The 21,511-nt window shown below is 62.8% G+C and carries 21 protein-coding genes; 11 read left to right on the top strand and 10 right to left on the bottom strand.

What is annotated here, in order from left to right; genetic code table 11:
* The first annotated feature begins 94 nt into the window (after positions 1-94).
* From QNI87_RS14595 to QNI87_RS14570, 6 genes are all read left to right on the top strand, one after another.
* A complete protein-coding gene (locus QNI87_RS14595; protein ID WP_300597843.1) occupies positions 95-541 on the top strand; it encodes an ExbD/TolR family protein in 447 nt (148 codons plus the stop codon).
* A gap of 12 nt (positions 542-553) precedes the next feature.
* Positions 554-1,360, top strand: a complete 807-nt coding sequence (locus QNI87_RS14590; protein ID WP_300597841.1) for an energy transducer TonB — start codon at positions 554-556, stop codon at positions 1,358-1,360.
* Entirely contained in the window at positions 1,360-2,775 is a 1,416-nt protein-coding gene (gene tolB, locus QNI87_RS14585) for a Tol-Pal system beta propeller repeat protein TolB (protein WP_300597839.1), read from the top strand. Before QNI87_RS14590 ends, tolB begins: the two co-directional genes overlap by 1 nt.
* A gap of 96 nt (positions 2,776-2,871) precedes the next feature.
* On the top strand, positions 2,872-3,399 hold the full coding sequence (gene pal / locus QNI87_RS14580; protein ID WP_300597838.1) for a peptidoglycan-associated lipoprotein Pal: 528 nt from the start codon (positions 2,872-2,874) through the stop codon (positions 3,397-3,399).
* A 325-nt stretch (positions 3,400-3,724) separates the two neighbouring features.
* Positions 3,725-4,258 (top strand): J domain-containing protein, encoded by a 534-nt coding sequence (locus QNI87_RS14575; RefSeq protein WP_300597837.1) that lies wholly within the window; start codon positions 3,725-3,727, stop codon positions 4,256-4,258.
* Positions 4,259-4,297: 39 nt separating this feature from the next.
* On the top strand, positions 4,298-4,825 hold the full coding sequence (locus QNI87_RS14570) for an NAD(P)H-dependent oxidoreductase (RefSeq protein ID WP_300597836.1): 528 nt from the start codon (positions 4,298-4,300) through the stop codon (positions 4,823-4,825).
* A gap of 192 nt (positions 4,826-5,017) precedes the next feature.
* Here the strand turns inward: QNI87_RS14570 and QNI87_RS14565 are convergent, their stop codons facing one another.
* From QNI87_RS14565 to pdeM, 9 genes are all read right to left on the bottom strand, one after another.
* Complete coding sequence (locus QNI87_RS14565) at positions 5,018-5,851, bottom strand: SDR family NAD(P)-dependent oxidoreductase (protein WP_300597835.1); 834 nt, start codon at positions 5,849-5,851, stop codon at positions 5,018-5,020.
* Positions 5,848-6,921 carry a hypothetical protein gene (locus tag QNI87_RS14560; RefSeq protein ID WP_300597834.1) on the bottom strand — a complete coding sequence of 358 codons (1,074 nt, stop codon included), beginning with the start codon at positions 6,919-6,921 and terminating at the stop codon, positions 5,848-5,850. The genes QNI87_RS14565 and QNI87_RS14560 overlap by 4 nt, the downstream gene beginning before the upstream one ends.
* 62 nt (positions 6,922-6,983) lie before the next feature.
* On the bottom strand, positions 6,984-8,300 hold the full coding sequence (locus QNI87_RS14555; protein WP_300597833.1) for a cystathionine gamma-synthase family protein: 1,317 nt from the start codon (positions 8,298-8,300) through the stop codon (positions 6,984-6,986).
* Positions 8,301-8,705: 405 nt separating this feature from the next.
* The gene (locus QNI87_RS14550) at positions 8,706-9,914 is read right to left on the bottom strand and encodes a DUF547 domain-containing protein (RefSeq protein ID WP_300597832.1); all 1,209 of its coding nucleotides are present in this window, start codon (positions 9,912-9,914) and stop codon (positions 8,706-8,708) included.
* Positions 9,915-10,087: 173 nt separating this feature from the next.
* Positions 10,088-11,554, bottom strand: coding sequence for a DASS family sodium-coupled anion symporter (locus QNI87_RS14545; protein WP_300597829.1), 1,467 nt, complete (start codon positions 11,552-11,554; stop codon positions 10,088-10,090).
* A 286-nt stretch (positions 11,555-11,840) separates the two neighbouring features.
* Positions 11,841-13,025, bottom strand: coding sequence for a DUF547 domain-containing protein (locus tag QNI87_RS14540; protein ID WP_300597827.1), 1,185 nt, complete (start codon positions 13,023-13,025; stop codon positions 11,841-11,843).
* 120 nt (positions 13,026-13,145) lie between these two features.
* Positions 13,146-14,270, bottom strand: coding sequence for a DUF547 domain-containing protein (locus tag QNI87_RS14535; protein ID WP_300597825.1), 1,125 nt, complete (start codon positions 14,268-14,270; stop codon positions 13,146-13,148).
* 429 nt (positions 14,271-14,699) lie between these two features.
* Positions 14,700-15,218: a translation initiation factor IF-3 gene (gene infC / locus QNI87_RS14530; RefSeq protein ID WP_300597823.1), complete on the bottom strand. Its 519-nt coding sequence runs from the start codon at positions 15,216-15,218 to the stop codon at positions 14,700-14,702.
* Positions 15,219-15,316: 98 nt separating this feature from the next.
* Entirely contained in the window at positions 15,317-16,039 is a 723-nt protein-coding gene (gene pdeM / locus QNI87_RS14525; RefSeq protein WP_300597821.1) for a ligase-associated DNA damage response endonuclease PdeM, read from the bottom strand.
* 121 nt (positions 16,040-16,160) lie between these two features.
* Here pdeM and hemF point away from each other — a divergent pair, with 121 nt between their 5' ends.
* The 5 genes from hemF to QNI87_RS14505 all read left to right on the top strand — a co-directional run bounded on the left by hemF (position 16,161) and on the right by QNI87_RS14505 (position 20,990).
* Positions 16,161-17,018 (top strand): oxygen-dependent coproporphyrinogen oxidase, encoded by an 858-nt coding sequence (gene hemF, locus QNI87_RS14520; protein ID WP_300597819.1) that lies wholly within the window; start codon positions 16,161-16,163, stop codon positions 17,016-17,018.
* Between the two features lie 128 nt (positions 17,019-17,146).
* Positions 17,147-17,596: a hypothetical protein gene (locus tag QNI87_RS15765; RefSeq protein WP_366146195.1), complete on the top strand. Its 450-nt coding sequence runs from the start codon at positions 17,147-17,149 to the stop codon at positions 17,594-17,596.
* A gap of 3 nt (positions 17,597-17,599) precedes the next feature.
* Positions 17,600-18,484, top strand: coding sequence for a potassium transporter TrkG (locus tag QNI87_RS14515; protein ID WP_366146194.1), 885 nt, complete (start codon positions 17,600-17,602; stop codon positions 18,482-18,484).
* 54 nt (positions 18,485-18,538) lie between these two features.
* A complete protein-coding gene (locus tag QNI87_RS14510) occupies positions 18,539-20,629 on the top strand; it encodes a bifunctional (p)ppGpp synthetase/guanosine-3',5'-bis(diphosphate) 3'-pyrophosphohydrolase (protein WP_300597817.1) in 2,091 nt (696 codons plus the stop codon).
* Position 20,630: 1 nt separating this feature from the next.
* Positions 20,631-20,990 carry a VOC family protein gene (locus tag QNI87_RS14505; RefSeq protein ID WP_300597815.1) on the top strand — a complete coding sequence of 120 codons (360 nt, stop codon included), beginning with the start codon at positions 20,631-20,633 and terminating at the stop codon, positions 20,988-20,990.
* On the opposite strand, the gene QNI87_RS14500 is transcribed toward QNI87_RS14505, so the two are convergent.
* The gene (locus QNI87_RS14500) at positions 20,987-21,502 is read right to left on the bottom strand and encodes a CBS domain-containing protein (RefSeq protein ID WP_300597813.1); all 516 of its coding nucleotides are present in this window, start codon (positions 21,500-21,502) and stop codon (positions 20,987-20,989) included. The genes QNI87_RS14505 and QNI87_RS14500 overlap by 4 nt on opposite strands.
* Positions 21,503-21,511: the final 9 nt, after the last annotated feature.

Here is a 21,511-nt window from a genome sequence, read left to right as displayed (position 1 = left end):
GCAGGGGCCCGAGGGTGGGGCAGAGAGGCTCAAGGGTGCGTAAGTCGGTTTCTGGATTGCTTCGCTTCGCTCGCAATGACGAGCGATACGGCTGATGGCCATGAATGTTTCTTCCGGCCGCGCCTCGGGCCGCCGCTCGCGCCGCGCGCCGATGTCGGAAATCAACGTCACGCCGTTTGTCGATGTCATGCTGGTGCTGCTCATCATCTTCATGGTCACCGCGCCGCTGCTCGCCGTCGGCGTGCCCATCGAACTGCCCGACAGCCGCGCGAATCCGGTTGAGCAAACGCCTGAGCAGATCACCATCTCGGTGGACGAGGATGGCGTCATCTACATCAATAACGACGCGGTTTCGGACGCCGATTTCCCGGGCGCGCTCGCCGCGATTGACCGGAATGCGGGCGGAGACTTGCCGATCATAGTCTTTCGCGGAGACCGGAGCCTTGATTACGGTCGCACGATGGCGGTGCTCGGTGAGTTGAACCGCGCCGGCTTCACCTCGATCTCGCTGGTCACCAGCGGTTCAGTTAGCCCGCCATAGCGACCGCGAAGCATGGCCGACGCTCCAGCCCTACGCCGAGAGGATCGCACCGGCCTGATGGTCGCGGTGGCGATGCACGCCGGCATCGTCGCCTTGCTCTTGCTGCAACCCGCGCCGCCGCCGCTTGCGGATATCGAGCCGCGCATGACGGTGAGCCTCGCCAGCGAAGTCAGCCTGGAGGCGACTGCGCCCAGAGTGACGCTCGAAAGCCGCGAGGCGATTGCGCCCACCCAGTCCGATCGGTCGGTCGCGCCCAGCGAAGAGGTTGAGGCCGACGCTGGCGAACAGACCCCGAGCGAGACCACACCGCCGCCGCCCTCCAGCACGCAGCGCGCGTCGGTCGAGCGAGAGCCAGAGACCGAACCTCGTTCCGCTCGCGATAGCGCATCGCAATCGAGCCAGAGCCCCCGCAAGGCCGAAGGCTCGCGCATCGGCGAAGACTTCCTCTCGGGTTCGGGCAGCTCCAGCGACAGCGACGAAACCGGTGCGCCGGCGGCAACCTTTGGGCGCACGGAACGCGCCGCCTTGTCCTCCGCCATCACCCGTCAATTGCGTCCGCACTGGAACGCGCCGACCGGAGTGGACGCGGAGAAGCTCGTCTCGGTGGTGTCATGGAAGCTCAATCCCGACGGCTCGCTCAAGGGCCGGCCAACGTGCCGCAACCGCGCAAGCAGCATCACCGCCAGCAACCGTCCCCAGGCGGGCCTGCACTGCGAACGTGCAATTCGAGCGGTTCAACTGGCTGCGCCCTTCACCTTGCCCGAGCAATTCTATAGTCGCTGGGACGATCTCGAGTGGCAATTCGACAGAAGGCTCTAATGATACGCACACCGATCTCCTTTCTCGCGCTTTTTCTGGCGATCGCCACGTCGGCTGTGGCTCAAAATCAGGATCTGGGCGAACCCCTTGCCGAGGGCGGCGAGGTCCAAGCGCTCACCATAGAAGGTGACGGAACGGAAGAGGACGGGCCGCTGCGTGGCACCGTGACCGATGAAAGCGACTGGCGCGATCTGGGCATCGCCATTCCCGCCTTTGCAACCGACCGCGATCGGCCAACGCCCGCCAACGCCGAAGGCACCGCCGCCCTGGGGCGCGAGATCGCGAACGTCATCACCGCGAACCTGCGCAATAACGGCCTGTTCAAGCCCACCGGGCCGACCTCGCTGCCGCGCCCGGCTTTCGATCAGATCACTGAGCCGAGCTGGTCGAACTGGACCGCGCGCGGGGCGGAAATGCTCGTTCACGGCTATGTGCGCGTTGGCGACGATGGCCGGATCATCGTGGGCTGCTATCTCTACGACGTCGCCTTGCGCGATGAACTGGTGCGCGAAGGCTATGTGGTGCGACCGGCGGACTGGCGGCGCGCGGCGCACAAATGCTCCGATCTCATCTACGCGCGGTTGACCGGCGAAGACCCGTTCTTTGACAGCCGCATTGCCTATATCGCCGAGACCGGCCCTAAGGACCGGCGGGTGAAGCGCCTCGCCGTGATGGATTCCGACGGCGCCAATCACCGCTTCCTTACGCTTGGCAGCGCGACCGCGCTCACGCCGCGCTATTCGCCCGACTATTCGAAGATCCTGTATCTGTCCTACGTCGATGGAAACCCGCGCATCTATGTCTATGACATCGGCTCGGGCAAGCAGACCCTGGTGACGCAGAACTCCAACCCGACGCTCGCGCCGCGCTGGTCGCCGGATGGCAAGCACATTCTTTATTCCATGGCCGTGGCGGGCAACACCGATATTTACCGCGTCTCGGTCAATGGCGGCTCCAGCGAGCGGCTGACGAGCACGCCGGGCATCGATATTGGCGGCAGCTATTCGCCCGATGGATCGAGGATCGTCTTCGAAAGCGATCGTTCGGGCAGCCAGCAATGCTACGTTATGAACGCCGATGGCACCAATCCCCGGCGCATCAGCTTTTTTGGCGGGCGCTGCGCGACGCCCGAATGGAGCCCGCGCGGGGACCAGATCGCTTTCACGCGCATTGCCGGAGACTTCAACGTTGCCGTCATGACACCGTCGGGGCGCGGCCTCAAAGTGCTGACCAGCGGCTGGCAGGACGAGGCACCGACCTGGGCGCCCAATGGACGGATCATCCAGTTCTTCCGGACCACCCGCAATTCCGGGCGCTCCTCGCTGTGGCAGGTTGATCTGACAGGCCGCAACGAACGCCGCCTGCCCACACCCGTTGATGCCTCCGATCCCGCCTGGGGACCGATCCGGCCCTAAGGTCTTATCCGCTTCTTGCGCCGTCTTTCGAGCTCTCTAGTCACACAGCCAAAGACGCGGCAAAACCGTTCAAAGCCCCCAGTGAAAGGAAACGCCATGAACAAGCCCATCAAAATCGCTCTGCTACTGGCCAGTGTAAGCGCCGTGGCGGCTTGCTCGAAAAAGGCGCCCGAGCAGCTTCCTCCGCCCCCTGTCGAGACCAGCGCTCCGGCGGAGACCGCGCCGCCCCCGCCCTCCACGCGTCCCACGGGACCGGTTCCGGGCACGCAAGAGCACTTCGCCAACGCGGTCGGCAGCGCGACGACAATCTATTTCGACACCGACCGGTTCAACATCGACAGCGCGGACGCCGCCTCGCTCCAGGCGCAGGCGCAGTATTTCTCGCAATATTCCTCGCTCACCTTCACGATCGAAGGGCACTGCGATGAGCGCGGCACGCGCGAATACAACGTCGCCTTGGGAGAACGGCGCGCGAACGCGGCGAAGAATTACCTCGTGAGCCTCGGCATTCCGGCGAACCGGATCCGGACGGTGAGCTATGGCAAGGAGCGCCCGGTTGCGCTGGCCTCGAACGAGGCCGCCTGGGCTCAGAACCGGCGCGCGGCGAGCGTCGTCATCAATTAGGGTCATCAACTAGGGTGTGATCGACAGGGCCGGTCAAACGCCCGCGAGCGCCAAAAGGCCGGCGCGGCTGGCCAGGCACAGCCACACCATCGCGGTGGCCGATAGGAGGCTGGAAAGCGTAAGCTGGCGGCTCATGCAAGGTCGTCCCGTTTTGGACGCGGCGGGGAGAGGAGCCGCCGCGCCCGGTCCTCTAGAACCGGGCGAGGGGGCAATAGGTTCCCATTTGAAATTGATTTTTCTGACGGGTTTCCAATCGGTCTCGGCAAGACTAGGTTGAGGCGATGCGCCCGCTCATCCCCTCCCCTTCTTCTGCGCTGGTTTGGTGATGGCGCGCGCGCGTCGATCGAACGATTGGGGCTTTCCCCGCTGGCGCGGTTACGAGGCCACGCGCGAGGCCACCAATGTGCGCATCTGCGATCGCGCGGGGTGCAACGAGCCTGGCGATTGCCCCGCGCCCAAGGCCCCCAACAGCAATGAACGCTGGTATTTCTGCCAGAAGCACGCGGCGGAATACAATTCCAAGTGGGATTATTTCGAAGGCCTCGACAAGGCCGAGAAGGAAGAACGCGCCAAGGCCGAACGTCAGACGAGCGCGGGCTATGCGGAAGCCTCGCATTACGGCTGGGCGGGGTCGGGAGACGGATCGCGCAGCGCCGATGAAATGCGCGCGCTCGAAGCTCTCGGGCTGGAGGCGGACGCGGAGTTTGCGGACATCAAGAAAGCCTATCGCGCCCGCGCCAAGGAAGTGCACCCGGATGTGAAGCCAGGCGATGAGGACGCGGCGAAGGAATTCCAGAAGCTCCATCTCGCCTACGAGGTTCTGAAAGCGACGGAAGAACGCCGCGAATGGCGGGGGTGATCCGCAGGCTCGCACGCGATCTCGAAAAGGAGTTGCCCCATGCGCTTGCTCGCCTTTGCCGCCAGCAATTCGTCGAAGTCGATCAATCGCAAGCTGGTGACCTACGCTGCCAGCATGGTCGATTTTGCCGAGGTCGAAACCCTCGATATTCACGACTATGAGATGCCGCTTTACCGGCTCGACCGGGAGGAAGAGAGCGGCGTCCCGCAACAGGCGCACGATTTCCTTGCCCGCGTCGGCGCGGTGGATGCAATTCTCGTCTCGTTTGCCGAGAACAACAAGACCTACTCCGCTGCGTTCAAGAACCTGTTCGACTGGTGCAGCCGCGCGCGCGACGATGTGTGGCAGGGCAAGAAGATGGCGCTGCTCGCGACCTCACCGGGCCGCGCGGGCGCGGATCAAGTGCTGGGCTTTGCGGTGCGCTGGGCGCCCAGGTTCGGCGGCGAAGTGGTGGGGCATTTGAGCGTGCCGAGCTTCAACCACACCTTCGACGCCGAGGCGGGCAGGCTGATCGACGAAGAACTAGACGCGCAGCTGCGCGCGTTGGTGGCGAAGCTAAGCGCTTAGCGGAAAGCGCTCCTTTCAAGCCGCATTTCGACCGATGCGACGTCTTCGATGAAGTATCGTACATCGTCCTCATCGTAGGGATGAGGCACATGTGACAGGCAGCGGGCAACATCCCACTGTCCCACAATGTCGATTATCGCAGCGATATCAGTTTCAACGGGTGTCCGCAGGAACAGCCTCTCTGTGCCCAAGTCAGGGTGATTCATTGGCCCTTCCAAACCCCGGCTCCGCTGCCGTTGTGTCGATCGTCGGCGCGGGATTGTCGTTCCACCACGGCGTGTCGGTCCATGGGCGCACGTCCACCTCGAAGCTCCAGCAGCTGCGCGGTTGATGCGCGAGGTGCCAATAGGTTTCCGCAAGCGCGGCCGGGTCCAGAACGCCGTCCTCGCCCTTGGACGCCTTGAACGCCTCGAACTTGTCGCCCAGCAACCGTCCGAGCGTGTCGGGCGCGTCGACCGGGCCATCGACCACGACATGCGCAATGTGGACGCCCTGGGGTGCGAATTCGGCGTTGAGCGTCTGGCACAACATCCGCCGACCTCCGATGGCCGCCGCGTGGCTGTGCTGGCCGGCGTTCCCGCGCATCGCCGAGGTTGCCGAGGTGACGAGCAAGGTCCCATGGCCTCGCTCCACCATCGCCGGGAGCATGGCCTGCGCGAGGCGGAACAGGGCGAATGTCGTCATGCGCCAGCCGAGTTCGAAGGCCTTGTGCGGCGTGTCGAAGAACGCGCGATTGCCGATCTGCGCGCCGAGGTTGAACAGGCAGGCCTCAATTGGCCCTGTGTCGCGTTCGACGCGTTCCACCAGTTCCTCGATGGTTCCGTCCTCGACCGCGTTGAGCAGCGTTCCGGTGGCTGAGCCGCCCGCCGCCTCAATCTCGGCCACCATGCGCGCAAGACCTTCTTCATCCGATCGCCTTGCGAGAACCGCGTGATAGCCCCCTGCGGCAAAGCGCTTGGCGGTGTGGCCGCCGATGCCGGCGCCCGCGCCAAGCACGAGGCAGACGGGTTTCTGGATATCGTTCATCGCTGGCTTCCTTTTGCGTCTTCCGAATCTTTCGTAGCCTCCCGATAGGGGAGGATCAGCTCATCCTTGAAGCCCCGAAGACCGCGATTCGCGGCGTTCTCCATCTGCGCAAAGTCCTCCTCACCGCAGCCATGCGCCTTGAGCGCTGCGGTGACGTCCTTGTCCCTTCGCAGCGGGGCGAGGACAGCCGGAAAAAGCACGCCCAGACCAGAACAGCGCTGTGGTCTGTTGCTGCGGCGTTCCATGCGTTCTTCAATGAGCGCGAGCGCCTGTTCCCGATCGCCGCGCGCGGCCACGAGATAGAGCTTGAGATCGAGATGATCGTGGATGCCGAAACGCAAACCGCGCGGCTCTTCCCGAACGAACTCCAGATAGCGGTCAATGGTGTGCTCGGCGTAGTCAAGATCGCCTTTCCTGAGCGCGTCCTTGATAACGTTTTCGCTGTAGTTCGAAAGCGGCCAACCCACTTTGTCGCCATCGATCCCGTCAAACAGCTTTATGGCGACCTCAAGATCGTCGCGCGCGTCCTGCGAGCGGCCGAGCCTGAGCAGCGCATCGCCATGCCGCGTGTGCGCAAAGGCGCGGGAGAAATCGTCGCCGCGCATCAGGTCGCCGCGCAGCGTCTCGAGCCAATCCTTGCTCGTTGCGAGCGCGGCCTCCCACTGCCCAAGCTTTTCGTGCGCGCCGAGCTTTCGTTCGAGCGCCTTGCTGCGCAAGAATTCTTCCAGTGGATATTCGGGCTTACCGATCAGCTCCAGCGTTGCGTTAGCGTACCCAATGGTCGCGCGCATGTTTTCGAGCTTGTCGCCTGTCGGTTCGTTGAAGGCGTAGTCCGCCCGGGTATATAGCTTCAGCGCTTCAAGCACCGGCCAGCACGTCGCCGCAACGCTCAGCAGATCGTATTCGAAGTCATTCGCGCAAGAGGACAGGTCCCCGCGCCTATCCTCGGGGATCGTGTAAGTGAGGACCGGCGGATCGACCCATTTCAGCAGGGTCTGCCCCTCGGCGGGCGGCGTGTCGGGAAGCCTCTCTTCCAACTGCGCGCCAGTCTGTGAGGCCAGTGAAGCCACTGAGCCCCCCGAGGCAAGGCAAACCCCCGCAACGATCATCAAGGATTTGATCCACCCGGTTTTCACACGCGCTCCAGCGCCTGCTCGAAATCGGCGATCAGATCGTCTGCGTCCTCGATACCGATACTGATGCGGACTAGACTGTCCGTGATGCCAAGCGCCGCGCGGCGTTCCGACGGCACGGAGAGGTGCGTCATCGAGGCGGGGTGGCTGGCGAGCGTTTCGGTGCCACCAAGGCTCACCGCCAGCTTCGCGATCTGGAGGCTGTCGAGGAAGCGAAAGCACTCCGCCTCGCCGCCTTTCAGGAACACGCTGAACGTGGATCCCGCGCCCCTGCAGTGGCGATCGTAAATGTCCTTCTGGCGCGCGTCTTCAAGAAACCCGAGATAGCCAAGACCCTGGACCTTTGGATGACCGCGCAGGAATTCGCACACCTTGGCCGCGTTTTGGCCTGCGCGCTCCATGCGAAGTTCGACCGTCTCGAGACTGCGCAGCAGCATCCACGCGGTGTTCGGATCGACAATGCCGCCCATCGTGTTGCGCAGCGCGCGCACCGGATCCATCCAGTGTTTCGCGCCCGCGATCGAGCCCGCAACAAGATCGGAATGCCCGCCCACATATTTGGTCAGCGAATAGGCGACGATATCCGCCCCGCGATCGAGCGGGCGCTGCCACAGGGGGCCCAGGAACGTGTTGTCGATCGCGATCGGGCAGGATTTCTTCAACTGCGCATCGCGCGCGGCGCAAACCGCTTCGATATCGACCAGCGCGTTGGTGGGGTTGGCGGGACTTTCGAGATAGATCATCGCGACCTTGCCGCCACCCTCGTCCGCCTTCGCCCGCGCGCGTTCGAGCACGGCGTCGATCTCCTCGCGGCTCGCTCCGGCGGGAAAGTCGATATAGCCGACGCCGAATTTCGAGAGCACTTTGGAGACGAACCCTTCGGACGCGGCGTAAAGCGGGCCGGAATGAACGATTACATCGCCCGCGCTGGCATAGGCCATCATCAAGATGCAGATCGCGGTCATTCCGCTTGAGAAGGTGAGCGCGTCTTCGGCCCCGTCCCAGATGGCCAGGCGATCTTCGAGGATTTCCTGATTGGGCCCGTTGAAGCGCGAATAAACGAGGCCTTCCGCTCCGCCCTCGCGTTTGCCGGTGATGCCTTCGAAATGGCGTTTGCCCGCCGCTGCGTTTTCGAAGGCGAAGGTCGAGGTGAGGAAGATCGGCGCCTTGAGAGAGCCTTCGGAGAGGGCCGGGTCAAAGCCGTGGCCCATCATCAGCGTGGAGGGCTTGAGTTCGCGCCCGCCAATGGAGGTTTTTTCTGGCTTCGGTTTGCGGCGCGGTGTGGGTGTGTCGGTTGAATCGATTGCGTCGGCCATGACAAGTGGCTCCTTCCTGAGTGCGCGCCCCCAGGAAGGCAGGGGCTGATCCCGAACGGGACGCATCAAGGGCACCCGCCTCTAACCTCCGCAGAAGCGCCTCTCCCCTGACCGTCGTTGGCTGTAGGAGTATCCCGCGATTGTTACAGTTGCAACCGGTTGGACCGAGGAAATGAACCGCGCGACGCCTACTCGATTTCGGCGATCAGGGCGACCGGACGCATCCACCCAAGGACGCGGCCTAGTGTGCGCGGCGGTCTCATACGTGCAAGGATAGCGGCGCAGGCAAGGTAGCGAGACCGAGTCTTCGAACCTTTGCTTTCATCGGATATAAAGAAGGGCCGGAGGATCGATCCCCCCCGGCCCTTGTCACTTGTCGCGTGTGCGCTGAGCGCGGCGGGAAGTCTATTCGACCTCCTTGCCCGGCTTGCCCTCTTCGCCGCCCACGATCACGGTGCCGACCGGCAGGCCTCGGCGCAGCGTGCGATTGATCTTGATCGCGCGTTCCTTCATGAGGCGCTGGATCGCGTAATTGGGCCGCGTGGCCACGGGCCGCCTGATCGCCGGCATGCCACGCTCCGTCCACAGGTTGTCCAACATCGGGTCCTTTGTGCCGCGAACGAGGTCAGCGATGTCGTGTTCGTATTGGTTGATGATGGTGCGCTCGGTCTTGGCGAGGATTTTTTGGACCGACTCCTCTGCGTGGCGGCCCAGATGCGCGCGCAAGGCTGCGTCGTCTTCGAAGTAGTAAGGCGCGGCCTCCTCATAGATACGGCTCACGCGCAAGGTTTTGCCGGTGTGCTCCACACCGCGCAAAGAATTGACAAACTCGGCGGACGAAAGGCTCAGCAAGGTGTCGACGTTGTCGGCGGAGAAAGCGAGGCGCTGAAGCGTTGGGCCACCAATCTCGCCGCGCCAGAAGCCATAGATGACTTTGGGATCGGTCCAGTTGGGATAGACGATCCGCTCCCGGATATCGCGCGGGGACAGATCGACCCCGGCAACGGTAACCAGTTTCGCATCATCAAGCGGCGCCTCGTTCAACCCAAAGGTCTGAGCGGCGGGTTGGCTAAGCGGATATTCCTTCGCGATCGCTTCGATAACCGCGACGTTGTGCAGGTTCAGCCAGAAGGCGAGCTGCTCGTTGCGCGGCAGGCTCGGGATGTCAAGGTCGCTGCCCACACGCTCCAGATCCTGGCGATATTCGGTCAGCGAAGCGCGGATGTCATCGTCGAAGAACGAAAAGGCGACCCGGCTGCCTTCCAGACGGTAACGCGAGGTGTGCCCATAAATCCGCCGCGTTCCAAGGCGCTGTTCCGCGATCGGCGCCGTTTGTCGCAAAGAGCGTCCCATCGGAATGACAAACCATTTGAGAGCTTTGTCGAGGTAGGAATAATCGATCGTGTGCTCTTTGCGAGTGTCGGCGGGGCGAAACTGGGATAACTCCAGCGCAGGGACGTACACGGTGTCGCTCGCCTGCGACGCGGCGCGCGGCGCGATGGCCGCGCTCTCTGCAGCAAGCGGCGCCGCGACGACCCCCACAGCCGCGAGGGCAACAACAGAAGCACGCGTAAGGTTTGCAAGTTGCGACCGGGTTGAATGAAACATAGGCATAAGTCTCTCCAGAGCTGTCAGAGCGTATCCCGTCCAAGACGCGGGTTACATCATGACTGTACGACGACCGATGAACAAGACCCATTTCAAGATCCTGCAAGAATACGAGTGTCCTCGCGCTCGCGCTCCGCACTTGTGCTGATGCGCTCTTCGGTCCGGTCAGGGATCTTGTCTCAGACGAAAGCCGCCACTGCCCACACCACGCCGACAATCATCAGCGCGCCGAACAGGTCGAGCAGCAGTCCCGCGCTGGCCAACCGCTCGATCTTGAGGTGACCGGTGCTCCAGGCGATCGCGTTGGGACCGGTCCCGGCGGGCAGGATGAAACCCCAGCTTGCAGCCAACGCCGCCGGCATCGCCAGCAACACCGCGTCCTCGCCCAGACCAAGCGCCGCGGCCAGGCTGGCGACGACCGGGATGATGCCCGATGCGGTTGCGACGTTGCTCGCAAACTCGGTCACAAGGATGATCATCGCCACCACCGCCAGCGTCATCAGCAGCAGCGGGACTGCCTCAAGCGGGAGCAGCGCTTCGCCCAGCCACCGCGCAAGGCCCGAGGCGTCCATCCCCGCCGCCAGCGCCAGCCCGCCGCCAAACATCAGGATAATGCCCCAGGGCGCGCGGTTGGCTTCGTCCCATTTGAGCAGGGGCCGCCCCGTGCCATCGGGCAGCAGGAACAGCGCAAAGCTGGCAAGAATGGCGATGGTGCCGTCGGTCCAGCTTCCGGCGGGAAGGTAGGGCGAAAGCCACAGACGGCTCATCCACAGCGCAAACGTGATCGCCACGATCGGAACGAGGCGTTTCTCGGCGCTCGACCAGGGCGCCGCGTCGTCGATCGCCTCGCGAGCGGCGTCGACGTCGAAGGGATGGTCCCTCACTCTCTGTACCCAAGCGATGATCGCCGCGGCGAGCGGGACGCCGAAGGCGACCACCGGGAGCCCGAACACCATCCACTGCGCAAAGCTGATCTCCAGCCCGATCATGTCGTCCAGCAGTTGAACCGCGATCCCGTTGGTGGGCGAGCCGACGATAGTGCCGAGCCCGCCGATACTCGCCGCAAAGGCGATCCCCATCGGCAGAGCGCCGGCAAGGCCGTCCTGATTGGGCTTGCTTTGCTTGCCGCCGGGACTACCCGCGCCCTCGGCCCCGGACAATGTATCCGTCGCCGCGCCGCCAGCAAGGACGGCAAGCGCCATCGGCATCATGATAAGCGTGGTCGAGGTGTTGGAGATCAGCATCGAGAGAACGGCGGCGGAGATCATGAAGGCGAGCAACAACCGCGTCTGACCACCATCGCCCCCGACAAGTCTCAGGATCGCAAGGCTCAGCCGTTTGTGCAGCCCCGTGCGCTCGATCGCGAGCGCGATGAAGGCCCCGCCCAGCAGCAGGAACAGGATCGGCGCGTAATAGGCACTGGCCGTTTCGCGGGCGGTCATCACGCCGCCCAGCGGCAGCCAGATAAAGGGCAGCAGGCCTGTCACCGTCATCGGAACCGCCTCGGTGATCCACCAGGCCGCCATCCACACGACCAGCCCAGCGACCATCCAGGCGCCCGCACTCATTCCTTGCGGAGGTGCGGTTAACACGGTCACGGCAAAGATGAGCGGCCCTGCAAAAAGACCGATCTGGCGCGCGGTCATTCGGATTTCGGGTCCGGTCGCGGAATAGACAAAAGCACAAAGCCTCTTTGGCCGGGTTGAAACAGAGGGTCAGGCCTTGATCTATCGCCATCCGATGGCGCTGGCAAAGTGCAGCCGACCTTGCCTGTGAAAGAGGCTCGCCGTGTCGGTTCCATTGCCGGCGCGCTTCGCAGCCCACGACACGCGATCAGTCGAGCTGCGCCATTGCAGGATTACTCCACGCTTTTTCCGATGGCGTTCCCACCCCCCGTGCGCCCGGTTCTTGGGCCGGGGCTGTGCCCTTGCCCTACTTGACCTCGCCCTTGTTGGGATCGTCACCCGGAAGCGTGATCTCGGTGAGAAAGACCCGGCCCGTCGGGATCTTCTCTCTCGCCAGTTCGCGGAACTTGCGCTCGCGCTGACCAAGGATTTCCATCATCCCGGCGGAGACACCTGGCCGGGCGCTTTGAGCAGAGATCGAATCGCGCCTTCCCCCTGAGAGATCGGCAATGTCCCATTCGCGGATCGTGGCCTCAGTCCTGCTGGTGCGTCCGATCATCTGGAGCACGTCTTCCTTGGCGAATTCGGTCATGTGGGCGCGCACATCGGCATCGAAATCCGGGAAGTAGAACCGGCTCACTTCGTCGTAGAGCGTGGACACATGCAGCGTGTCGCCGCGCTTCTCGGTCGCTCGCAACGAGTTGATGTATTCCTCGGCCTTGATCGACAGCAGGCTACTCACATTCCCGCCGGAATAGGCCACGCGTTCGAGCGACGGGCTGCCGATCTCGCCGCGCCAGAAACCGTAAATGACCTTGGGATCGCGCCAGTTGGCGTAGACGATATTCTCGCGAATATCCCTCAGGCTCATCGCGACGCTGCGCACGTTGAGGAATTTGGCCTCGTCCAGCGGCACGCCGTCGATCATCAGCGCGCGTGGCTGGCGGAAGGGCCAGTTTTCGGCGATCTTTTCGACCATCGCGACATTGTGGAGGTTGAGCCAGAAGGCGAGCTGTTCGTTGCGCGGGAGGGTGCTGATGTCGAGAGTGTCCGCGACTTGCTCAAGTTCCTGGCGATACAGGCCAAAACTGGCGATGGCCTCCTGGTCCATGCGCGAAAAAGCGACCAGCGCCCCTTCGGTGCGGAAGCGCGAATTGTGACCGGCGCGAAGGCGCCCCTGCGCGACGGCTTGCTGGAAAATGGCCGGCCGCTTCCTAAGCGAAGGCCCCATCCACACGACCATCTGCTTGAGCGCGTAGTCCCAGATACCGTAGTCGATGCGGTGACGGACCGGGGTCCTGGTCGGAGCGAAGATCGCGAAAGGATCGCATTGCGAGGCGATTGCAGTTGGACTTTCCGCAATTGGACTTTCATTGGCCGTGACGGGTTGAACAGCCACTTTGGCCGAAGCGGCTACACTGGTGACTGCGACGGCGCTGATAGCGATAGCCGACCCGATAGAGAGCGACGCTCGCAAGGACTGGCCTGACATGACCCTAGTCTCCTGTTCCTTGCCTCCCAGTAAAATTATCTCGCAATTCGAGCCCCGTTTCAAGTGCGCTGACTTCCTATCAAGGCAACCCAGGGCGAATGCGCAAGCGGGGCGGCCCGACTACTCGACCTCGTCCTTCTTGCCCTCTTCATCGGGCAATTCGATTTCACTGAAAGTGACCGTGCCCGTGCGACCTTCCTTCATGATGCGACGGAACTTTTCTTCACGCTGAGCGAGCAGCGCGCCCATGGCCCGCGGAATGCGAAAGCTTTGCGCGCGGCCATTGGCGTCTTCGATGAAGCTGTAGCTTGGCTCGCGGGCGCCGCCGGCGAGGTCAGCGATATCGTACTCCTTGATGACGGCCTTCGTGCGCGATGTGTCGGCCAGGATGCTGGCGACGTCCTCTTTGGCGTATTTCGCCAGATGCGCGCGCAGATCGGTCTCGAAATCGGGGAAGTAGAACGCGGCGTATTCTTCATAAAGCGTCGCGACCTGCAATTCGCCGCCCTGCTTCTGTGTGCCGCGCAGCGAGTTGACGAATTCGTTCGCGCCGCGTTCGAGCAGGCGTCTCACATTATCCCCGGTATACGCCTCGCGCTGGATTGAGGGACCGCCAATATCACCGCGCCAGAAGCCGTAGATGACCGAGGGATCCCGCCAATGGGCAAAGACGATCTTCTCGCGAATGTCGCGCAGGGAAAGCGCGACGCCTTCGACGGTGATGAACTTCGCATCGTCAAGCGGCACGCCATCGATCTCGAGCGAGCGCGGCTGGCGCACCGGCCACGCGCTGCCGATCTGTTCGACCATCGCCACGTTGTGCAGATTGAGCCAGAATGCGAGCTGTTCATTGCGGCTCAGCGACTGGAGATCGACCTTGTCGCCCACCATTTGCAGGTCCTGGCGATACTGCGCGAGGTTGCCGATGATCGTGGCGTCGAGAAAGCTGAAGGTCACGCGCGACCCTTCGAGGCGATAGCGCGAGGTGTGGCCGTACACGCGGCGCGTGCCATAGCCGTCGGGTGGGCGGCCCGCCGTCTGGCGCAGCGAGGGCCCCATCGAGATGACGATCTTCTTAACCGCTTCGTCCCAGACGTCGTAATCGATCGAGTTGGTGTTGGTCGCCGCGCCCGGTGCGAAGGTTGCGAACGGCGTGCCGGGCTCCTGCGCGCCAGCGGGCGCCACGGCCAACGCGCACACCGCGAGCGTGGTCAGATGGACGGAAGATGAGCGCACAAAACCCATGCGGTTGTTCCTTTGCCAGATGAGAGAGGCTCTTCTGTTTTACGCTCTTGCGAGGGGAGCGCTGGAGCCTTCGCGTACCGAAGATCACACGCGTTTGGAGATGCGGGCGATGTCGCTGTTCATACAACACTGAGCCAACGCCTGGGCCCGGCGATCGGTTTCCGCAAGGCCTTGGTCGAAAAGGGTAAACCGTTGACCGAAATCGACGAACGCCATGGAGGATCGAAGGATCGGTCTTTGTGTCGGTTCGTGCCGAGCGGGGAACACTGCGGTGTAGATGGCGAGATCGGCGCTCTTATGGGGCGCGCTGACCGGCTCGCAATCATCGCTAGTCACCAAGCCGCCAAGGGTGAACGCGCCACACAAAAGGGCGAAAGCGCTCAGCGCTCTCGCCCTTTTGTTTCATCTCTTGATCAGCGCCACAATCGCTTACTTGGGCGCGAGCACCATCAGCATCTGGCGCCCTTCAAGGCGAGGGAAGGCTTCGACCTTGGCGATTTCCTCCACGTCCTCCTGGACACGCTTGAGCAGATCCATGCCAAGGTGCTGGTGGGCCATTTCGCGCCCGCGAAAACGCAGCGTCACCTTTACCTTGTCGCCGTTGTCGATGAACTTGTTCACGTTCTTCATCTTCACGTCGTAATCGTGCGTGTCGATGTTGGGACGCATTTTGACTTCCTTGATGTCCTGCGTCTTCTGCGTCTTGCGCGCCGCGTTGGCCTTTTTCTGGGCTTCGTAGCGGTATTTTCCGACATCGAGGAATTTGCACACGGGCGGGTCCGCGTTGGGGGACACTTCGACAAGGTTCAGCCCCTTGTCCTGAGCCTGCTCAACCGCTTCGCGCGTGAACATCACGCCAAGGTTCTCGCCTTCATCGTCGATAACGCGGACCTTGGGGACTTGAATAAACTGATCGTAGCGAGGGCCGCTTTTAACGGGCGGGGCCATCGAACGCCGAGGTGGACGGGCTATGTGTAATCTCCTGTTTTAGCCTTCATTGGACGTGCTTAATGTAGGGATTCGGTCGCCAAAAGGCCAGATGAGTCTTAGGCCGCCTCGCGATAGAGCGGAAAGCTTACCAGTTTGCCCTTCGCAGGCAGCACCGCGTCGATTGTGGTTGCCGGACTCAGCGCCTTGATTATTTCCGGGGCGCCTGCGTCCATGCCGCCTGTGTAGGCGCCAAAGGCGGGCGCGATCAGGCGGTCCCCTGCCGTCTTCGAGCGGCTCAGCACCGCGCAGGGCCGGGCGATGTGACGGTTCCTTACCCGCACGCGCATCTTCGGGTGGAAGTGGCCGGAGAGTTCGGGCCGGGTCTCGCCCAATCTGGCTTCATGGCGCAGCGTTATGCCATTCACGACCAGCTCCGCCTCAACCGCTGCTCCGAAGGCGCGCGGCATCGTCTCGTCGTGATTGCCGGTGATCCACACCCAGTCGAGCGCGCGGATGAGCGATTCGAGCATTCCGGCAGCGTAGGGATCGAGCCGGTGTGTGCCCGCCTCATCGTGGAAATTGTCGCCCAGCGTGATCACCCGGCGCGCGCCGGTGGCCTTCACCGCATCCGCCACTCGCTCCAGCGTCTCGCGGCTGTCATAGGGCGGGAGCATCTGCCCCGCCTGCGCGTACCAGCTGCCTTTTTCAAGGTGGAGGTCCGCCACCAGCAGCGCGCGCTCACTCGGCCAGTAGAGCGCGTTGGACTTGAGCAGCACAAGCTCCTCACCGGCAAACTCAAGCGCGGCGCCAAGGCTGGAAGTGAACGAAACAGGAACCATGCGGCCCGAATGCCCCGCTGAGCCGGCCTTGGCAAGCCTTCTTCAGCCGCAAAGCGCATTGACTTGAACGCTGTCAAAGCGGATGGACACATCAGGGATAATTGGGACGGGATCGAGCATCATGAGCGAATGGGCGCCGCACACCGCGCGGGCGAAGGAGTGGTTCGAGAGTCTGCGCGACCAGATCTGCGCCGCCTTCGAGGACATCGAACGCGAGGCGGGCTCCGACGCGGCCTTTGAGTACACGCCCTGGAGCCGCGAAGAGGAAGGCAACGACAATCCGGGCGGCGGCGTGCAGGGCCTCATGAAGGGGACAGTGTTCGAAAAGGTCGGCGTCAATTGTTCGACCGTGATGGGGAGCTTTCCCAAAGAGTTTGCGGGGCAAATCAACGGCGCGGACGCCGACAATCCGGGCTTCACCGCGACCGGCATCAGCCTTGTCGCGCACATGGCCAATCCGCATGTTCCCGCCGTGCATATGAACACGCGCTTCTTGACCACGGGCAAAGCGTGGTTTGGCGGGGGCGCGGACCTCAACCCGCCGATCCCCTATGACGAGGACACCGAGGAGTTTCACGCTGCCATGCGCGCGGCCTGCATGGGCCACAACCCGACCTATTACGAACGTTACAAGAAGTGGGCGGATGAATACTTCCACATTCCGCATCGAGGCGTCGATCGCGGCGTCGGGGGCATATTCTACGACCACCTCGAATGCGAGGATGACGCCGCCTGGGAGCGCAATTTCGCTTTCACGCAAGACGTGGGCCGGGCTTTTCTCGACATCTTTCCAAAGCTGGTGCGCAAGCGCATGGGGAGCGCGTTCACGCCCGAGGACGAGGCAGTGCAGCTCGAATACCGGGGACGCTACGCCGAGTTCAACCTGGTCTATGACCGCGGTACGATCTTCGGCCTTAAGACGGGCGGCAATATCGATGCGATCCTGATGAGCCTGCCGCCAAGGGCGACGTGGAGCTGATCGGCAGGGCGCTGCGTATCAAGTCGGCGGGCAGGTCGGAAGCGCCGAGCGTCGCTTAAGCCTCTCAAGCTTTTGAATCCTTTTGTGGTCGGTCGGGACCAATCGTCTCGTCCACGCATTGAAGGTGCATGTTCTGGGCGCTGCGCCATCCTATTCGCATCATTCCGGTTTTATACCTTGTCGCCATTGCCGTTGGCACGCTGGCGCTTTGGTTGCCGGTGGCGCGCGCGGGCGAGCTTGGCGCGCCGCTTTCGACCGCCTTGTTCACATCGGTCTCGGCCGTCGCGGTCACGGGCCTGATCGTCGAGGACACGCCCGTCTACTGGAGTATGTACGGACAGATTGCGATCCTTGTCCTTATCCAGATTGGCGGGCTGGGGACCAAGATGTCGGCGAGCCTGCTGGCCCTGACGGTCGGGCGCGGCTTCGTTCTGCGCCGAACGCTTGAGCGCGAAGTCGAACGCGAACAGCTCAACCTTTCGGATGCGATATTCGCGATCAAGCTCATTCTGCTCATCACGGTTGTCGTCGAGGCAATCACGACCGCGATCCTGACGTTTCGCTTCCACCAGAATTAAGACATGCCCCTGGCAAGCGCGTTCTGGCACGGCCTTTTCCAGGCGGTGAGCGCGTTCAACAACGCCGGGTTTTCGACTTTCTCCGACAGCGTCATGTCCTACAATCTCGACGCCCTCATCCTCCTGCCGCTCGCCGCTGCCGTCATTGTCGGCTCGCTGGGTTTTCCCGTTTTGCAGGACCTGCTGTCATGCGGCCGCAATCGCAGGGACTGGACTTTGCACACCAACATTACAGTGGCCGGGACAATCACGCTTCTCGCGCTCGGTTTCCTGACGATCCTCATCGCGGAAAGCAGCAATATCGGAACCCTGGGGCCGATGAACTGGGGCGAACGCGCTCTGAACGCGTTCTTCCATTCCGCGATGCCGCGCACCGCTGGCTTCAACAGCCTGGATATCGGCGCGCTGCGCGATGAGACGGTGCTGTTCCACTACGCGCTGATGTTCATCGGGGGAGGCAGCGCGGGTACGGCGGGCGGCATCAAGATCACCACCGTTGCGGTGTTGTTCGTCATCCTCATCTACCAGGTGCGTGGGCGCGGCGAGCCAGAATTGATGGGCCACGTGCTCAGCTACCGTCTCGCCAGTCAGGCGGTGACCGTGATCATACTGGGCCTCAGCGTCATTTTCTTCGCTTCATTCTACCTTTCGGTGCGCACGCCGCACGCGCTCAGCGACATCCTGTTCGGGTGCATCTCGGCGTTCGCGACCGTGGGTCTTAGCCGAGGGATTACCGGGCAATTGCCGGTCGATGCCGAACTCGTTCTGGTTGCGCTGATGTTTCTTGGCCGGGTCGGGACGATCACGGCGGCGACCTGGCTGGCGATGGGCGCTGTCGGGCGCGGCACTCCGGGCCGCGCCGATGGGCGCGATCCCATCATCAGATGACGCAGACCCTCTTATCGCTTGCTCAGCGCGGGCGCGCGCCGCATATTCGCGTCAATGCTGCGTCAGTACGAACTAGTCGAAAAGGTCAAGGATTACGACCCGGCCGCCGATGAGGCGATGCTGAACCGCGCCTATGTGTACACCGTGCAGAAACACGGTTCGCAAAAGCGTGCGTCGGGCGATCCCTACTTCTCGCACCCGGTCGAGGTGGCGGGTCTGATGACCGATCTCCAGCTCGATCAGGAAACGATCATGACCGCGCTGCTCCACGACACGGTCGAGGACACGCTGGCGACAATCGAGGATATCGAGGCCAACTTCGGCCCGGAGGTTGCGCGGCTGGTCGATGGCGTGACCAAGCTCTCCAAGATCGAGACCATGCCGGAAAACGAACGCGCGGCGGAGAACCTGCGCAAATTCCTGCTGGCGATGTCGGAAGATATCCGGGTGCTGCTCGTCAAGCTGGCGGACCGGTTGCACAACATGCGCACGCTCCATTTCATCAAGAAGCCCGAGAAACGCCAGCGTATCGCGCGTGAAACGATGGAGATCTACGCCCCCCTCGCCGAGCGGGTGGGGATGTACGAATACATGCGCGAGATGCAGGCGCTGGCCTTCCGCGAGCTGGAGCCTGAAGCGTATGTCACCATCACCCGCAAGCTTGAGGAGCTGCGCGGCGCTGACGGGGGACAGGTTGAAAGGATCGCGCTGACGATCAAGCAGGCGCTCGCCGAAGCGGGTGTGCAGGTCGAAGTGATGGGACGCGAGAAGCACCCCTATTCGATCTGGCAGAAGATGTCGGAGCGCCACGTCAGCTTCGAGCAGGTGACCGACATCATGGCCTTCCGGGTGCTGACCGATAACGAGGCCGACTGCTACCGCGCTCTGGGCGTGCTGCACATGACCTGGCAGTTCCTGCCGGGCAAGTTCAAGGACTACATTTCGACGCCGAAGACCAACGGCTATCGCAGCCTGCACACATCGCTGATGTGGGAAAATTCGATGCGCGTCGAGGTTCAGATCCGCACGCGCGAAATGCACCAGCGCAACGAGTTCGGTCTCGCCGCGCACTGGGCGTACAAGCAAGGCGACAAGCCCGATGGCGCGGTGGGTTGGCTGCGCGACCTGATCGAGATTGTAGACACCAGCCACGATGCCGAAGAGCTGCTCGAACACACGCGTATGGCGATCTATCAGGATCGCATATTCGCTTTCACGCCCAAGGGCGCGCTGTTTCAGCTGCCCAAGGGCGCAACCTCGGTCGACTTTGCCTTCGCGGTTCACACCGATCTGGGGCTCGCCACCGTCGGGGCCAAGATCAACGGACGGCACATGCCGCTGCGCACCCCGCTCGATAACGGCGATGTGGTCGAGATCATCAAGGGGCCCTACGCCGAACCGCAACTGTCCTGGCTCAACTTCGTCGTCACCGGCAAGGCGCGCGCGGCGATCCGCCGCGCTGTGCGCCTCAAGGAGCGTGCGGAAGTGGCGACGATCGGCTCCAAGCTGTTCGACGCGATCTCGCAGCGCGTGCCCGCCAATGTCGGCAAGAAGGCTATTCGCGGGGCGATCGAGCGGCTCGGCATGGATGGGCCGGAAGACCTGATGTTTGCAATCGGATCCGCCAAGATCTCGGACCGCGAGGTGATGGAAGCGCTGGTTCCGGGATGCACGGCGGAGCTTGAGGATGACGACCAGTGGTCGCGGCGCGATCACGCCATTTCGATCAAGGGGCTCACGCCTGGCGTCGCCTTTGAGCTTGCGACCTGCTGCCACCCCGTGCCCGGCGATCGGATCGTCGGGCTAAGGCGCAAGGGTGAGCCTGTGCTGGTCCACGCAATCACCTGTCTGGAACTTGCCAACGGTGTCGATAGCGACTGGCTGGATTTGTCCTGGGGCAAGCGGTCGCAGGGGGCGGTCGGCCGACTTCGGGTGACGCTTTACGACCGGCTTGGCACACTGGCTGAAATGGCCGGCATCTTCGCCAAGGCGAAATGCAACGTCATCAGCCTTGACCAAACCCAGCTCGAACACCCTTTCACGACCTATGAGATCACCGCCGATGTGCAGGATCTGGCGCACCTCAGCCGCATTCTGAGCGCGCTGCGCGCCAGCGATGCAGTGGCCCAGGCGGAACGGATCTAGCGTGGCCGTTCTCGGTCTTGATCACGTCCAGATCGCCATACCGCAAGGGGGCGAAGACCGGGCGCGCGCGTTCTACGGCGAAGGCCTCGGGATGACCGAGGTGCCCAAGCCGCCAAACCTGTCGCCAACGGGCTGTTGGTTCGAAAGCGCGGCCGTGAACCTGCACGTGGGCATCGATCCGGACTTTACTCCGGCTCGCAAGGCGCATCCGGCGCTTCTCGTCGATGACTTTGCGGCCCTGCGAGAGCGGCTTGAAAGCGCCGGTTACGCGACGCGCGATGACAAGCCTATCGAAGGCTATGCGCGCTTCTTTGCCGAGGATCCGTTCGGCAATCAGATCGAATTGATGCAGCGCCTCTAGAGCGCGTAAAGCAGCAATCCGATAAGCGCGATCGTGTAAGCGCCGATCCCGACCAGAATGATCAGCGGGTTGAACGCCGGGGCAAGCGTTGCCTGCGCCATCTGGCCCAGTTGACTGAGCATTTGTGGCCAAGTGTACGCGACAAAGTCACCTTGCGTCATGACGGAGATCAGTCGCCCATTCTCATCTACAATCGGCAGCCGGCGAAAGCGCTCGTTGGACATCACTTGCAGCCAGTCGAGGATCTTGTCGTCCTTGTTCGCCTGACGGACCTCGGTGGTCATGACCTCGCCAACAGTGGTCGTCTTGGGATCGCGGTCTTCGCCGATCACGCGGCGGAAGATATCGCGCTCCGTCATCACGCCAAGCACCCGCTCATCATCATCGAGAATGAAGATCGACCCGTAATTCTTCTCCGCCATTTGCGTGACGGCGTCGCGCACGCTGGTGTCCGGCGAGCAGGTGAGCGGGCGCGGTTTGTTGGCGAGTTCGGTACGGTCGGCAATCCTCATGGCAACGTC

The sequence above is a fragment of the Erythrobacter sp. genome (assembly GCF_030066995.1).
GTDB lineage: Bacteria > Pseudomonadota > Alphaproteobacteria > Sphingomonadales > Sphingomonadaceae > Erythrobacter.
The sequence above is the reverse complement of the archived record's forward strand: the minus strand, read 5'-3'. Positions and strand labels throughout refer to the sequence as shown.